Raw genomic sequence first — 13,684 nt, 5'->3', positions numbered from 1 at the left:
CCCGCCTCAGCCGTGGTCGCGCATGATGCGGGCCTGGTCGCGCTTCCAGTCGCGGTCCTTGATGGTCTGGCGCTTGTCGGCCGCGTTCTTGCCCTTGGCGAGCGCGAGTTCGACTTTCGCGCGGCCCCGGCTGTTGAAGTAGATCGACAGCGGCACGAGCGTCATGCCCTTGCGCTCCACCGCGCCCTGCAGACGGGAAATCTCCCGCTCGTGCAGCAGCAGCTTGCGGGGGCGCTTGGGCGTGTGGTTGAAGCGGTTGCCGTGGCTGAATTCAGGCACGTTGGCGTTGACCAGCCAGCATTCGCCGCCGCGAATCTCGGCAAAGGATTCGGCGATAGAACCCTCGCCGAAACGGAGCGACTTCACTTCGGTGCCGGTCAGCGCGATGCCGGCCTCGAACTTGTCCTCGATATGATAGTCGAATCGCGCCTTGCGGTTTTCCGCGACGGTCTTGAACTTGTCGAATACGGAGTTTTGAGGGCGTGCCATGGTCTGCCGCATGTAGGGACAAGACGGCGAAAAGAAAACGCCCCTTTGATCCGGTTTCGTCGCGCTGCGGTCGGCCGTGCAGATTAGGGCTTCGACAAGCTCAGCCTGAGCGGGTTTAGGGTTGTTGCCCTCCGCTCACCCTGAGCTTGTCGAAGGGTCAGGTACAGCCTGTCGAAGTCCCGTGCTCAAACCAGCCCGGCGTGGACCAGCGCCTCGTCCACCGACTTCATCGCCGCTTCGCCACACGTCACCAACGGCAAGCGCAGTTCGTTCTCGATCCAGTCGTGGACTTGCGCCAGTGCGTACTTGCACGGACCCGGCGAGCTGTCCTCGAACATCGCGTAGTGCAGCGGGTAGAGGCGGTCGTTCAGCTCGCGCGCCTTCTCCAGATCGTTGGCGGCGCAGGCGGCCTGGAATTCGGCGCACAGGGCCGGCGCGACATTGGCGGTGACGGAAATGCAGCCGACGCCGCCCGCCGCGTTGAACGGCAGAGCCAGTTCGTCGTCGCCGCAAAGCTGTACGAAGTCCTTGCCGATGCCCATGCGGTGATCGGTCACGCGGCTGAGGTCGCCGCTGGCGTCCTTGATTGCGATGAAGCGGCCGGGGAAGCGGCGGGCGAGTTCGCAGACCGTCTCGGGCAGCAGGTCGGTGACGGTGCGGCCGGGCACGTTGTAGAGCACGATCGGCAGGTCGTTGTTCTCGGCAAGGTAGCTGAAGTGCGCCAGCAGGCCCGCCTGGCTCGGGCGATTGTAGTAAGGCGCGACCAGCAGCGCGGCGGCCGCGCCGCACTTCTTCGAGAAGTTCATGTGCAGCAGCGCGTTCATCGTGTCGTTGCTGCCGCAGCCCGCGATGATCGGCACGCGGCCCGCCGCCTGCTCGATGCAGACTTCGATGACGCGATGATGCTCGGCATTGGACAGCGTCGAGTTCTCACCCGTGGTGCCGCAGGGAACGAGCGCCGAGGAGCCCGATTCGATCTGCCAGTCGACGAGGCGGCGGAAAGCCTGTTCGTCGAACGCCCCGTCGCGAAACGGTGTGACAAGCGCGGGAATCGAGCCGGAGAACATGGACTTTACCTCTTAGCGATGCTCAATGATCGCTCAGCCGGGGAACAACCCCGCTTGCCGAGCGTCACGTTCAGCGCCTGATAAGGAGCCTCTTGAGAAAATGTCCAGCATGTTGCGCGCCCCCCACCTGCTGCTGAGCATTTCTTTCGCCGTTTTCGCCGTTCCCGCACTCGCACAATCGACGTCTACTTACGGGACGCCCGATGGTCGCGAGTGGGATGCGGCGCGGGCGCAGTCGATGCAGACGCACGACATGAACGTCCACCAGTCGATCGACCAGTGGAAGCTGCTCAGTGCCAACGACCGCATGGGCTTTGCCGCCTACACCTCGTTCCTGCTGACGTATCCGGGCTATCCGCAGCAGGACAAGATCAGGGGCTATGCCGAAAAGGCGCTGCTGACCGAATCGCCCTCGCCGCAGGCGGTGATCGGCTATTTCGACCGCTTCGCGCCGATCGGCAGCCGTGCAGCGGGCCGCTACGCCGTGGCGCTCTCGACGATGCGCCGCGCCGATGCCGCGACCAATGCCGTCGCCGCCTGGCGCATGGGCGCGCTGATCGATTCGGACGAGGCCGCCCTCCTCGGCCTCTACCGCAACCAGTTCACCGCCGCCGACCACGACGCGCGCATGGATGCGCTGCTGTGGCAGGGCGAAACCGCGCAGGCCGAGCGGCAGATTTCGTTCGTCTCCGCCGCGCGCCGCGCCGAATTCATGGAGCGGCTGACGATGCTGCAGGGCTCCGCCCCCGGCACGTTGGGCATGAGGCTGCCCTCGGGCATCGCTTCCGATCCGGGCTACGTCTACAACCGCGCGGTGCAGGCGCGCCGTTCGGGCAACAGCGCAGGTGCGATAAGCCTGCTCGCCGATCGCCCGCCGCTGTCGCGTCCGGTCACGCAGCCGGAAATGTGGGTGCGCGAACTGCTCACTGCCGCGAAGGCCGCCGATGCCTCCAGCGCCGTGCGCATCGCCGCCTCGATCGACGACGCCTTCGCCCCCGGCACCGACGTCAGCCGCCAGTCCTTCCGGGTGCGCGACGACTACACTACGCTGATGTGGCTGGGCGGGACCAAGGCATTGTGGAGCCTGTCCAGCCCGCGTCAGGCCGCACCGCTGTTCTATCGCTACGGCGCCGCCGCGCAGACGCCGGGCACGCGCTCCAAGGGCTTCTACTGGGCAGGCCGCGCCGCCGCGATGGGTGGCGACACGGCAGGCGCCAACCGCTATTTCGAGATGGCGGCGCAGTATCCGCAATACTTCTACGGCCAGCTTTCGCTCGAACGGCTGGGCCGCCCGATCCCCAACCTCGACACCCGGCCGAGCGCGGTGCCGAGCATGGCGCAGCGCACCTCCTTCGCCTCGCTGCCGATCACCCGCGCGGTGCGTGACGTCGCCCGTGATGCCGACTGGCGCACCGGCGTTCAGTTCTACCGCGAGATTTCCAATCAGGCCGAAACCGCCGAGGACTACGTGCTCGTCGCCGATCTGGCGCGCGAGATCGGCCGCCGCGACCTCGCCGTGATCATGGGCCAGAGCGCACACGCAGGCGGGTTCGACCAGTTCGGCAAGATTTCCTTCCCGCTGGTACCGACCCCGCAGGGCACCGACTGGACGATGGTGCACGCCCTCGCCCGGCAGGAAAGCCAGTTCGCCCAGAACGCCCTTAGCCACGCTGGCGCACGCGGCCTCATGCAGCTGATGCCCGGCACCGCGCGTGAACAGGCGGGCAAGATGGGCCTTGCCTACAATCAGGACTCGCTGATCAGCGATCCCAGCTACAACATCCTGCTGGGCGACGCCTATTTCCGCCGCGTGAAGGACTACTTCGGCGGTGCCCTGCCGCTGGCGATTGCAGCCTACAATGCCGGGCCGGGCAACGTGAACAAGTGGCTGCGCGCCAATGGCGATCCGCGCACCGGCTCCGTCGAATGGCTCGACTGGCTGGAGCAGATCCCGATCTACGAGACCAAGAACTACGTCCAGCGCGTGCTGGAAAACGCCGTGGTCTACGAGACGATGTATCCGGAGAAGTCCGACTACAACGGCGCCAACAAGCTATCACGCCTGATGCCGGGCAAGCGCACGCCGGGCTGATCGGTTTGCGCCTCCGGTGATGTATCTCGAACATGCGCTGCTGGCGCTGGCGGTGCAGGCCATCGTCGCCCGGCTCACCGGGAACTGGTGGACCGGCGCAGCGCTCGCCAGCGCCTATTTCATCGGGCGCGAGGCGGCGCAGGCGGAATATCGCTGGATCGAGCAGTTCGGCCACGGCCTGCGCGCGAACATGCCGTGGTGGGGGCCGTTCGACCTGCGGGTCTGGCCCAAGCTCGACCAGTGGATCGACTGGATCGGCCCGCTCGTGAGCACCTGCTCGCTGGCATGGTTGATGACGCGCAAACGCCGCTTCTAATCGCGCGACACTCGCCTTATCAGCGGCGGCATGAAACCCGCCGGTCCTCCCATCTCTCCTTCAGGCATGGCTGCCCTGCGCGCCCGCTACGACCACCTGCTCGGCAAGGAGCGCCCCGAGATCGTCGAGATCGTGTCGTGGGCGGCGGGCAACGGCGACCGCTCCGAGAACGGCGACTACCTCTACGGCCGCAAGCGCATGCGCGAGATCGACCGCGAACTGGCCTTCCTCGCCCGCCGCATGAAGGCACTGCGCGTCGTCGATCCCGCCGAGCAGACCGAGCGCGGCAAAGTGTTCTTCGGCGCCACCGTCGAACTCGCCGACGAGGACGACGAGCGCCTGACCATCACCATCGTCGGCGATGACGAACAGGACGCCTCGACCGGCCGCATCGGCTGGAGCGCTCCGATCGCCCGCGCCCTACGCGGTGCAGGCGTAGGCGACCTGCGCATCGTGCGCCTGCCGTCGGGCGAGAAGGAATGGGAGATCATGGCGGTAAGTTACCCATGATCGAACTGAGCGTAGAGGCCATCGGCTTCCTCATCGCCATCGCCTTTCTTGCAGGCGGGATCGACGCGCTGGCAGGTGGCGGCGGGCTGCTGACGATCCCCGCGCTGATGGCAGCGGGCATACCTCCGGTCTCGGCGCTGGCGACCAACAAGCTGCAGAGCACCATCGGCACGTCCTCCGCCTTCCTGACCTTCCACCGCGCCGGGCATGTCGACCTCAAGGCCTTCGCCTTTCCGGCGCTCGGCGCCTTCGTCGGCTCGGTAGCGGGCGGAACGGCGGTGCAGTTCGTCGACCCCAAGTTCCTCGCCGCCTTCGTGCCGGTGCTGCTGATCGCGATGGGCCTCTACTTCCTGCTCGCCCCGCCGATGAGTGAGGTCGATCGCCACGCCCGCGTCGGCCGCGTGGGGCTGACGCTGATCACCACCGGCATCGGTTTCTACGACGGCTTCTTCGGCCCCGGCACCGGCTCGTTCCTGACGACGGCGCTGGTGGCGCTGGGCGGGCTCGGCCTCGTGCGCGCGATCGCCAATACCAAGTTCCTGAACCTGTCCACCAACGTCGCCGGGCTGCTGGCGATGATCGCGGGCGGCAAGGTACTGTGGCTACTGGGCGCGGGCATGGCGGCGGCGAACGTCGCAGGCAACCAGGTCGGCGCGCGCCTCGCGATCCGCTACGGAGGCAAGGGCGTGCGGCCGCTGCTCGTCGTCATGTCCTTCGCGCTGACGGTGAAGCTGCTCTCCGACCCGAAGAACCCGCTGTGGAGCCTGTTCTGAAATGCTTCGTTTCGCGGCCCTGCTGACCCTGTCATGCCTCGCGTTTGCCGCGCCTGCCGAGGCCCGCGAGAGCCTCGGCCTCTACGGCACATGGGGCGCATTTCGCGATCCACTGGTTCCGCGCTGCTATGCCATCGCCAAGGCCGAGCCGAGCGCGAAGCGGCGCGATTACCAACCTTACGCGGCTATCGGCACATGGCCCCGACGCGGCGCGCGCGGACAGGTTCATTTCCGGCTCTCCCGCAAGCTCGCCCAGAATGCGGTGATCACCCTGCGTATCGGCGACCGACGCCTGCAACTGACCGGCGGCGGCGGCGATGCATGGCCGCGCAGCGATGCCGACAACGCCGCGATCACCGCCGCCATGCGCTCTGCCCGCTCGATGACCATCGGTGCGCGCGACAGCCGGGGCCTGCCTTTCGGCGATACCTATGTCCTGCCCGGCGCGGCCTCGGCGATGGACGCCGCGCTGATAGGCTGCGCCCGGCTCAGATAGAAGAAGGGCGGAGCCGCAGCCCCGCCCTTCCCTCGCCATGAGGCCGTGAAGCCTTAGAAGCGCACGCCCACGCCCGCCATGACCTGATGACGGTCGAGGTCGAGGCCGAAGCGCTGGCTGTCGGGGATCTCGTTCGTGTAGTCGATCTCGCCCTTGCTGTAGTTCGAGTAACGGTATTCGAGCTTGGCGAAGACGTTGTTCGTCACCGCCTGCTCGACGCCCGCGCCGATGCGCCAGCCGTCGGCATCGATGTCGCGGTTGGTCTCGACGGTGCCGAAGGTGCTGTTCACGTCGAACTTGGCGTTGGTGTAGCCGCCCTTGGCATAGAGCATCGTCTTCGGGCTGATCACGTAGCCGACGCGCGCACCGACGTAGAGGTCGCGGTTGGTCTTGACGTTGCCGAGGCCGAAGCCCTCGAAGTCGCCGTCGTTGAACTTGGTCTTGGCGGTGGACCACGTCACTTCGGCCTCGGGACCGAACACCAGATTGCCGGCTCGGAAATCGTAACCCGCACCGACGCCATAGGTGAAGCCGTCGATCGACTGATCGTTGTCCTCATTGACGTCGTCATCGACGCTGCTCCCCGCCTTGGTCACGTCGTAACCACCCAGGGCCTCGACGTGGAATTGCGAGAACGGATCGACCGGGGCGACGTTCTGCGCGAAGGCCGGAGCGGCCGAGGCCATCGCGGTTCCTGCGGCGAGACAAACAAGGATCTTCTTCATAAACGGTACTCCAAAAACGATCCCGTGAGGCGGGCTGTTCCCGCTTGCCCATCGGGCTTCCAGCAAGCGGGTCGCCCCGCCTTGGAATGGTCAAAAGCGGATGGACCGCCCGGAGTTTCCTGAACCTAACACAACGAAAACGTTGATGTTTTTTGGCAACACTGCGTCGATGGACGGAGTTCTCCGCGCGATGTGTGACGGGAACCTGACCAAGCGCTCACCGTTCGCGTAGGCTCGCGCGGGCGGGCATCTTCCGTTTCGGGGCGATATGCACTATATGCCCGCCGATCATGTCAGAGCAGCACACCTCCACCGCAGCGGTTTCGACCGCCGCCGGCCTCACGCCGATCCCGGGCAACGTCGACCCGATGACCGTGGCGCGTCCCTCCCTGGTGGACGGCGTGACCCCGCGCGAAGACGGGCGTATCGACCTCATCGGCCTACCCAAGAAGCGCATCGCCGAGCTGTTCGAGGGCGCGGGACTGGACGTAAAGGCCGCCAAGCTGCGCGCCAAGCAGGTCTACCACTGGCTCTACCACCGCGGCGTGACCGAGTTCGAGGCGATGACCGACATCGCCAAGACCATGCGCCCCTGGCTGGCCGAACGCTTCGTCATCGGCCGCCCGGAGATCGTGGAGGCGCAGCATTCCAGCGACGGCACCCGCAAGTGGCTGCTGCGCACGGCGGACGCGCACGACTTCGAGATGGTGTTCATCCCCGACGCCGATCGCGGGACGCTCTGCGTCTCTTCGCAGGTCGGCTGCACGCTCAACTGCCGCTTCTGCCACACCGGCACCATGCGCCTCGTGCGCAACCTGACGGTGGGCGAGATCGTCGGCCAAGTCATGCTGGCGCGCGATTCGCTTGGCGAATGGCCCAAGAGCGCCGACGATAGCCGCCTCGCGACGATGGCGGGCCTCGATGATGAAGAAGACGAGGGCTCCTACACCTCGGACGGGCGCCTGCTGACCAACATCGTGATGATGGGCATGGGCGAGCCGCTCTACAACTTCGACAACGTGCGCGATGCGCTCAAGCTGGTGATGGACGGTGACGGCCTCGCCCTGTCGAAGCGCCGCATCACCCTCTCCACCTCGGGCGTGATCCCGCAGATGGAGCGCTGCGGCGAGGAGATCGGCGTGAACCTTGCCGTCTCGCTTCACGCGGTGACCAAGGAAGTGCGCGACGAGATCGTGCCGGTGAACAAGAAGTACGGCATCGAGCAGCTGCTGCAGGCCTGCGCCGACTATCCGCGCGCTTCCAACGCCCGGCGTATCACTTTCGAATACGTGATGCTCAAGGACAAGAACGACAGCGACGACGACGCGCGCGAGCTGGTCCGCCTGCTCAAGCACTACAAGCTGCCCGCCAAGGTGAACCTGATCCCGTTCAACCCCTGGCCCGGCGCGCCTTACGAATGCTCGACGCCCGAGCGCATCCGCTCGTTCTCGGAAATCGTGTTTCAGGGCGGTATCTCCGCGCCGGTCCGTACCCCGCGCGGGCGTGACATCGATGCGGCCTGCGGTCAGCTCAAGACGGCGGCGGAAAAGAAGAGCCGCGCCGAGATCGACCGCCTGCTGGCGGAGAAGGAAGCGGCGCTGCTGGGCTGAGCGGCCCGCGCCCCGCACGCCGGGGCTTCGACAAGCTCAGCCTGAGCGGGAACCGCACTGTTCGCCGTTGCGAGCGGGAGTTTTTACAAAACCCCGCTCGTCCTGAGCTTGTCGAAGGACCGTGCGCGAGGCTGCGGCCTCACTGATCCCCGGTAAGCGCCGCGACCAGTTCCTTGACCTTCTTCTGCCGCCACTGCGGCGTCGGCGCGACCAGCCAGTAGCCACGACGGCTCGGCGTCGGCTCACCCACCGCGGCATCACGCCCTGCAACACCCGCCGCAAGCAGCGCCGGAATGCGCGCACGACCGATTCCGGCGAGCGCAGCCGCGATCGCCTGCCCGGCATCGCTGACCAGGACCGGCGGCTTGGCTTCCTCGCCCTCCCCGTCCGGCTCGGGGTCGCCCGGCCAGCCGATCCAGTCGCCCGAGCCCACTTCGACCCATTCGGCCGCCCCCAGCGCCACGCCTTCGAGGTCGCCCGGACCATCGGTCCAGCGCACCGCGAGGTCGAGGTTCGCTTCGGTAAAGTCAGTCAGTTCGCCATCGACGAGCACGTAGCGCACCTGCGGATTGGCGGCGCGGAACGCAGCAAGACGCGGCGCCAGCCAGGCGGCGAAGAATTCGCGCGGGGCAGCGATGGTGTAGACGTGGCTCGACTGGCCCGCCTGCATCGCCTGCACCGCATCCTCGAAATGGAGGAACCCGCTGCGCAGCGCGGCAAGGCCGGCGCCCGCCTCTTCGGTCAGTTCCAGCCCCTTGCTGGTGCGGCGGAACAGCACCACGCCGAGCAGGTCTTCCAGCGCGCGGATCTGCTGGCCGACGGCGGCAGGCGTCACCGCCAGCTCGTCGGCAGCACGAGTGAACGAGAGATGGCGCGCCGCTGCGTCGAAGACGCGCAGGGCGTTAAGGGGCAGGTGCGTGCGCTTCATGACGCTTCCCTAAGCGCCACATTCGCGCGGGGCAATATCAGCCTGCAGTCGCGGGCGCCGCGAGCGGAAAGAACGGGATATTCGCGCGGAACTGCTCGCCATCGTCGCGGCGGAAGGTGTAGTACCCCTCCATCGAGCCCTGCGGCGTGGAGAGCGGACAGCCCGAGACGTAATCGTGGCTGCGGCCCGGTTCGAGCACCGGCTGTTCGCCGACGACGCCTTCGCCCTCGACCACATCGACCTTGCCGTTGGCATCGGTGATGCGCCAATGGCGGGTCATCAGCTGGAGCGTGTGGTCGGTCTCGTTCTCGATCCGGATGTGGTAGACCCAGAACCATTTCCCCGCCTCGATACGCGATTGCTCGGGCAGGAAATTGACGGCCACGCGAACGGTGAGGCCGTCAGTGATCGCGGAGTGCTGGAACAGTTCCTTCATGATACGGGCAACCTAACCACGATTCTTTCAGGCTACAACCGTGTAGAAGTGGACAAGGTTCCGAGGGTAAAAAGCGATCCGCCCGAGCCCTACGCCACAGTCACCCTGAACTTGTTTCAGGGTCCATCATGCAGCGCAGGCCAATGCTCGCGGCAGCAAACCGCTTTCGCCGATGGTGATCCGGACTTTCCGATCAAACCGCGGGATGGACCCTGAAACAAGTTCAGGGTGACGAAGAGTATGGAGAGGCGCCGAGGAGGGAAGCCCCCTCCTTAAAGGCCGATGGCCTTCAACGCCTGATCCATGTCTTCCTTGAGGTCTTCGATATCCTCGAGGCCGACGTTGATGCGCAGCATGCCTTCGCCGATGCCCATCGCCTCGCGGCCTTCCGCCCCCATGTTGTGGTGCGTGGTCGAGGCCGGGTGGCACATCAGCGAACGCGAGTCGCCGATGTTGTTCGATATGTCGATGAGCTTGAGCGCATCGAGCAACCCGTGTGCCTGTTCGCGGCCGCCGTCGAGCACGAAGGAGAAGATCGGCCCGCAAGCATCCATCTGCTTCATCGCCAGCGCCTGCGCCGGGTGGCTGTCGAGCCAGGGGTGCAGGATCGTGGGCACCCGATCTTCCATGAACTTGCCGAGAGCCAGCGCGTTCTCGCTCTGCTTCTTGGCGCGCAGGTCCAGCGTCTCGAGGCCCTTGAGCACGACCCAGGCGTTGAACGGCGAGAGGTTCGGCCCGGTGTTGCGCTGGAACGGCAGCAGCACGTCGTTGATGAAGGCTTCCGATCCGCAGACGGCGCCAGCAAGGACGCGGCCCTGCCCGTCCATCAGCTTGGTCGCGGAGTAGGCGACGACATCGATGCCGAACTCCATCGGCCGCTGCAGCGCGGGCGAGCAGAAGGCGTTGTCGACGACCGTGGTGATGCCGTGCGCCTTGGCGATCTCGGCGATGGCGGCGAGGTCGGCGACGCCCATGGTCGGGTTCGCCGGGGTCTCGAAGAAAAAGACCTTGGTGTTGGGGCGGATCGCCGCTTCCCACTGCGCGGTGTCACCGGCGTCCACCAGCGTCACCTCGACGCCGAAGCGCGGCAGCAGGTGGTCGCCCAGCCAGCGGCACGAACCGAAGGCGGCGCGCGCGCTCACCATGTGGTCGCCCGCCGAAAGCTGGCACAGCAGCGCAGCGGTCATCGCCGCCATGCCGGTGGCCTGAGTGCGGCACGCCTCGGCGCCTTCGAGGAGAGCGATGCGCTCCTCCAGCATCGCCACCGTCGGGTTCTGCAGGCGCGAGTAGGTCATGCCTTCCTCGTCGCCCTGGAAGCGGGCGGCGACCGTGGCGGCATCGTCGTAGCTGTAGCCCGACGTCAGGAACAGCGCCTCGCTGGTCTCGCCCATTTCCGAGCGCCAGGTGCCTCCGCGGATGGCGCGGGTTGCGGGGCGCCAGCTCTGGGTCTGGCTGCGGTCCTGTCCGGTGGTGCGTTTCATAGCGCAAGCCTCTAAGGGTGCGCGCGAGTCTGTGCAAGCGCGCTTGCCCAAACCCGCGCCCCACTTTATCCGCGCATCCGATGCCCCTCTCACGTCAGAATCGCGATCCGCTCGGCTGGTGCCTTCTCATCGTCGCGGCGTTCCAGGCGCTGGTGCTGTGGCGGCTGACGATACCCTCGCGCTATTACTTCGACGAGGTCCACTACGTCCCCGCCGCGCTCAAGCTGCTGGAACTGATCCCCGCCAACCGCGAGCATCCGTTGTTCGCCAAGGAAGTGATAGCGACCGCCATCCACTTCCTCGGCGACAAGCCGCTGGCATGGCGAATCGGCCCGGCACTGTTCGGCGGGCTTGGCCTGTTCGCCTTCGCGCGGCTGGTCTGGCATGTCACGCAGCTGCGCCGAGCGACGGTGCTGGCGACGGCGCTGCTGGCCACAAACTTCATGTGGTTCGTCCAGAGCCGCATCGCCATGCTCGACATGATCGCGGCGGGCCTATGCATGGTCGGCCTGTGGCAGTTCGCGGCCGCATGGCGGGCGAAGCGCACCAGCATCGCGCGGGTGCATCTGATCCTGAGCGGCGTTGCGCTCGGCCTGTCGCTGGGCGCGAAGTGGAGCGGCGCTCCGGCGCTGGCGATGCCGGGCCTCGCCTTCCTGGCGATGCGTATCGCGGATACCGGACCGGTCTTCATCGGCAAGCGCGGAGCCGGGCCGATCAAGGGCGTGAGCCTGATCGAAGCCGCACTGTGGCTCGGCCTGCTGCCGATCGCGGTCTACTGGGCGACGTTCATCCCGGCGATGTTCTATCCGCACCACACGCTCTCGCCCTGGGGCTTCGTCGAGCAGCATGAACTCATGGTGCGCCTGCAGGACAGTGTGAAGAAGCCGCACCCTTACAAGACCTACTGGTATCAGTGGATCGTCGACTGGCGGGGCATCTGGTATCTGTTCCAGAACGTCGACGGCGCCCATCGCGGCGTGGTGATGATCGGCAACCCCATGGCGATGATCGCCGGGCTCCTCGCGTTCTTCTGGAGTGTGTGGGCCGCGCTGTTCCACCGCCGCCGCGACGTGCTGTTCTTCGCCGTGCTCTACTTCGTGTGCGTGGGCATGTGGGCGGTCAACGGCAAGCCGGTGCAGTTCTACTACCACTACCTCCTGCCCGGCGCATTCCTGATGGCGCTGCTGGCGCTCGGCCTCGACGCCTTGTGGGACCGGCGCGACCGCTGGCGACTGGTGGCGCGGTGGGTCTTCGGCCTAGCGCTGGCGCTGTTCGTGGTGTTCTACCCGATCATCTCGGGCTGGCCGCTGCCGTTCAAGGACGCCTACAACGTGTGGATGTGGCTGCCCAGCTGGCGGTGAGCCTCAATTCCTCCCCGAGCTTGTCTCGGGGAGGTGGCAGCGCGAAGCGCTGACGGAGGGGCGAAGTTTGCGAGTTCCCCCTCCACCACTCGCTACGCGAGCGGTCCCCCTCCCCGAGACAAGCTCGGGGAGGAACAAAAAAAAAGAGCGGACCGTTTGGCCCGCTCTTTCGTAAATTCCAGCGCTGAAACGCGAAGCTCAGTACTTGCCCCAGACAAACTTCGACGAGAGCGCGAAGTTGAATACCGAGGCCAGCAGCACGCCGGTGATCACCGCCAGCACATCATGGATGCCGATGGTCTTGAGCACGGCGGCCGAACCGATGTTGGTCAGCAGGCCCAGCGAGCAGGTCAGCGCGAACTGAGCCCAGCCCCGCATCAGCGGCGCGAAGCCGCGCAGGCGCTTGTCCGAATAGGTCAGCTCGTTGTTGAGCACGAAGTTGAACGTCATCGCCACCAGCGCGGCGATCGTGTTCGAGATGTTGAAGGTCGTGCTCTCCGACCAGTTGCCGTAGACGAAACGCTCGCCGAAGACGACGTGGAGCATCACCCACAGCACGGCCAGCTGCACCACCACGCCCATGGCGCCCACGGTGCCGAACAGCGCGAAACGGGTCGGGATGATCCGCCCCAGCCACTTGTCGTAAAGCCCTACGAGGAATTCGAACACGACGGTCTGGTCCAGCTTGCTTTCGCCTTCTGCTCGCGCGGCGAAGTTGAGGGGGAATTCCTTGACGCGCAGCGGAGTGTCCACCGTCGCCAGGATGTCGAGCAGGATCTTGAAGCCCACGCCGGAAAGGCGGTGCGCGTCGGCGCGCAGGGTCTGGGTGCGCAGCATGAAGAAGCCGCTCATCGGGTCGGTCAGTTCCACCCCGGTCACCTTGTTGGCGATACGGTTGGCGAAGCCCGACGCCTTGACGCGGTCGGGGCGGCCCCATGCCTCGGTGCTCGCGCCCTCGGCGAAGCGCGATGCATAGGCGAGGTCGTATTCGCCCGAGGTGATCGCCGCGAGCATGCCCGGCAGCAGCGCCGGATCGTGCTGGTGGTCCGCGTCCATCACCGCGACGACGGGCGCGGCGGTGGAGCACATGCCCTCGATCGCGGCGCTGGCAAGGCCACGGCGGCCAATGCGCTGGATGCAGCGCACGCGCGGGTCCGACAGCGACAGACGGCGCGCCTCGTCCGAGGTGCCGTCGGGGCTGTTGTCATCGACGTAGATGGCTTCCCACGCGATTCCGGCGAGCGCCTTGTCGAGTCGCTCGATCATCGTCGCGATGTTCTTGCGCTCGTTGTAGGTCGGCAGGACCACCGCCAGTTCAAGCGGCTTCGCCTGCGGCGAAACGGCGCGAACGGCGGCTTCGGAAGCCTGCGCGAGATCGGTCGTGGAAATGTTCATGCGCC

Annotated in this window: 14 protein-coding genes; 7 read left to right on the top strand and 7 right to left on the bottom strand. The window is 66.3% G+C overall.

All coding sequences use genetic code 11. The features are described 5' to 3' along the window. Window positions 1-6 precede the first annotated feature (6 nt). Together smpB and dapA are read right to left on the bottom strand one after the other, a co-directional pair. Window positions 7-489, bottom strand: coding sequence for an SsrA-binding protein SmpB (gene smpB / locus ACODRZ_RS05770; RefSeq protein WP_429274281.1), 483 nt, complete (start codon window positions 487-489; stop codon window positions 7-9). 185 nt (window positions 490-674) lie between these two features. Further along, window positions 675-1,556, bottom strand: coding sequence for a 4-hydroxy-tetrahydrodipicolinate synthase (dapA, locus tag ACODRZ_RS05765; protein WP_008831276.1), 882 nt, complete (start codon window positions 1,554-1,556; stop codon window positions 675-677). Window positions 1,557-1,656: 100 nt separating this feature from the next. Between dapA and ACODRZ_RS05760 the strand changes: the two genes are divergently transcribed. From ACODRZ_RS05760 to ACODRZ_RS05740, 5 genes are read left to right on the top strand one after another with little or no spacing between them, the layout of a single operon-like run. Beyond that, complete coding sequence (locus tag ACODRZ_RS05760; protein WP_488969788.1) at window positions 1,657-3,648, top strand: lytic transglycosylase domain-containing protein; 1,992 nt, start codon at window positions 1,657-1,659, stop codon at window positions 3,646-3,648. A gap of 19 nt (window positions 3,649-3,667) precedes the next feature. Beyond that, the gene (locus ACODRZ_RS05755) at window positions 3,668-3,964 is read left to right on the top strand and encodes a hypothetical protein (protein ID WP_488969789.1); all 297 of its coding nucleotides are present in this window, start codon (window positions 3,668-3,670) and stop codon (window positions 3,962-3,964) included. Between the two features lie 30 nt (window positions 3,965-3,994). Beyond that, window positions 3,995-4,474, top strand: coding sequence for a transcription elongation factor GreB (greB, locus tag ACODRZ_RS05750; RefSeq protein WP_488969790.1), 480 nt, complete (start codon window positions 3,995-3,997; stop codon window positions 4,472-4,474). Continuing rightward, window positions 4,474-5,247, top strand: a complete 774-nt coding sequence (locus tag ACODRZ_RS05745; RefSeq protein ID WP_488969958.1) for a TSUP family transporter — start codon at window positions 4,474-4,476, stop codon at window positions 5,245-5,247. The genes greB and ACODRZ_RS05745 overlap by 1 nt, the downstream gene beginning before the upstream one ends. 1 nt (window position 5,248) lies before the next feature. Further along, a complete protein-coding gene (locus ACODRZ_RS05740; protein ID WP_488969791.1) occupies window positions 5,249-5,743 on the top strand; it encodes a hypothetical protein in 495 nt (164 codons plus the stop codon). Window positions 5,744-5,796: 53 nt separating this feature from the next. Here the strand turns inward: ACODRZ_RS05740 and ACODRZ_RS05735 are convergent, their stop codons facing one another. Beyond that, window positions 5,797-6,468, bottom strand: coding sequence for an outer membrane protein (locus ACODRZ_RS05735; RefSeq protein WP_488969792.1), 672 nt, complete (start codon window positions 6,466-6,468; stop codon window positions 5,797-5,799). Window positions 6,469-6,758: 290 nt separating this feature from the next. Here ACODRZ_RS05735 and rlmN point away from each other — a divergent pair, with 290 nt between their 5' ends. Then, window positions 6,759-8,078 carry a dual-specificity RNA methyltransferase RlmN gene (gene rlmN / locus ACODRZ_RS05730; protein WP_488969793.1) on the top strand — a complete coding sequence of 440 codons (1,320 nt, stop codon included), beginning with the start codon at window positions 6,759-6,761 and terminating at the stop codon, window positions 8,076-8,078. A 139-nt stretch (window positions 8,079-8,217) separates the two neighbouring features. Here the strand turns inward: rlmN and ACODRZ_RS05725 are convergent, their stop codons facing one another. From ACODRZ_RS05725 to ACODRZ_RS05715, 3 genes are all read right to left on the bottom strand, one after another. Further along, window positions 8,218-9,006, bottom strand: a complete 789-nt coding sequence (locus ACODRZ_RS05725) for a LysR family transcriptional regulator (protein ID WP_488969794.1) — start codon at window positions 9,004-9,006, stop codon at window positions 8,218-8,220. A gap of 37 nt (window positions 9,007-9,043) precedes the next feature. After that, window positions 9,044-9,442: a Co2+/Mg2+ efflux protein ApaG gene (gene apaG, locus ACODRZ_RS05720; RefSeq protein WP_488969795.1), complete on the bottom strand. Its 399-nt coding sequence runs from the start codon at window positions 9,440-9,442 to the stop codon at window positions 9,044-9,046. Between the two features lie 272 nt (window positions 9,443-9,714). Then, window positions 9,715-10,923 carry a trans-sulfuration enzyme family protein gene (locus tag ACODRZ_RS05715; RefSeq protein WP_488969796.1) on the bottom strand — a complete coding sequence of 403 codons (1,209 nt, stop codon included), beginning with the start codon at window positions 10,921-10,923 and terminating at the stop codon, window positions 9,715-9,717. Between the two features lie 80 nt (window positions 10,924-11,003). Here ACODRZ_RS05715 and ACODRZ_RS05710 point away from each other — a divergent pair, with 80 nt between their 5' ends. Beyond that, entirely contained in the window at window positions 11,004-12,284 is a 1,281-nt protein-coding gene (locus ACODRZ_RS05710) for a phospholipid carrier-dependent glycosyltransferase (protein ID WP_488969797.1), read from the top strand. 198 nt (window positions 12,285-12,482) lie between these two features. Here ACODRZ_RS05710 and ACODRZ_RS05705 read toward each other — a convergent pair whose 3' ends face one another. Then, entirely contained in the window at window positions 12,483-13,679 is a 1,197-nt protein-coding gene (locus ACODRZ_RS05705; protein WP_488969798.1) for a glycosyltransferase, read from the bottom strand. Between the last annotated feature and the right edge of the window lie 5 nt (window positions 13,680-13,684).

Source organism: Novosphingobium sp. FG90 (assembly GCF_057808725.1).
The sequence above is the reverse complement of the archived record's forward strand: the minus strand, read 5'-3'. Positions and strand labels throughout refer to the sequence as shown.

Coding starts and splice junctions, on each gene's coding strand:
- ACODRZ_RS05740 (WP_488969791.1), top strand. CDS start 5,249: ATGCTTCGTTTCGCGGCCCTGCTGACCCTGTCATGCCTCGCGTTTGCC.
- smpB (WP_429274281.1), bottom strand. CDS start 489: ATGGCACGCCCTCAAAACTCCGTATTCGACAAGTTCAAGACCGTCGCG.
- ACODRZ_RS05715 (WP_488969796.1), bottom strand. CDS start 10,923: ATGAAACGCACCACCGGACAGGACCGCAGCCAGACCCAGAGCTGGCGC.
- ACODRZ_RS05725 (WP_488969794.1), bottom strand. CDS start 9,006: ATGAAGCGCACGCACCTGCCCCTTAACGCCCTGCGCGTCTTCGACGCA.
- ACODRZ_RS05755 (WP_488969789.1), top strand. CDS start 3,668: ATGTATCTCGAACATGCGCTGCTGGCGCTGGCGGTGCAGGCCATCGTC.
- dapA (WP_008831276.1), bottom strand. CDS start 1,556: ATGTTCTCCGGCTCGATTCCCGCGCTTGTCACACCGTTTCGCGACGGG.
- apaG (WP_488969795.1), bottom strand. CDS start 9,442: ATGAAGGAACTGTTCCAGCACTCCGCGATCACTGACGGCCTCACCGTT.
- ACODRZ_RS05710 (WP_488969797.1), top strand. CDS start 11,004: ATGCCCCTCTCACGTCAGAATCGCGATCCGCTCGGCTGGTGCCTTCTC.
- ACODRZ_RS05760 (WP_488969788.1), top strand. CDS start 1,657: ATGTCCAGCATGTTGCGCGCCCCCCACCTGCTGCTGAGCATTTCTTTC.
- ACODRZ_RS05735 (WP_488969792.1), bottom strand. CDS start 6,468: ATGAAGAAGATCCTTGTTTGTCTCGCCGCAGGAACCGCGATGGCCTCG.
- greB (WP_488969790.1), top strand. CDS start 3,995: ATGAAACCCGCCGGTCCTCCCATCTCTCCTTCAGGCATGGCTGCCCTG.
- rlmN (WP_488969793.1), top strand. CDS start 6,759: ATGTCAGAGCAGCACACCTCCACCGCAGCGGTTTCGACCGCCGCCGGC.
- ACODRZ_RS05705 (WP_488969798.1), bottom strand. CDS start 13,679: ATGAACATTTCCACGACCGATCTCGCGCAGGCTTCCGAAGCCGCCGTT.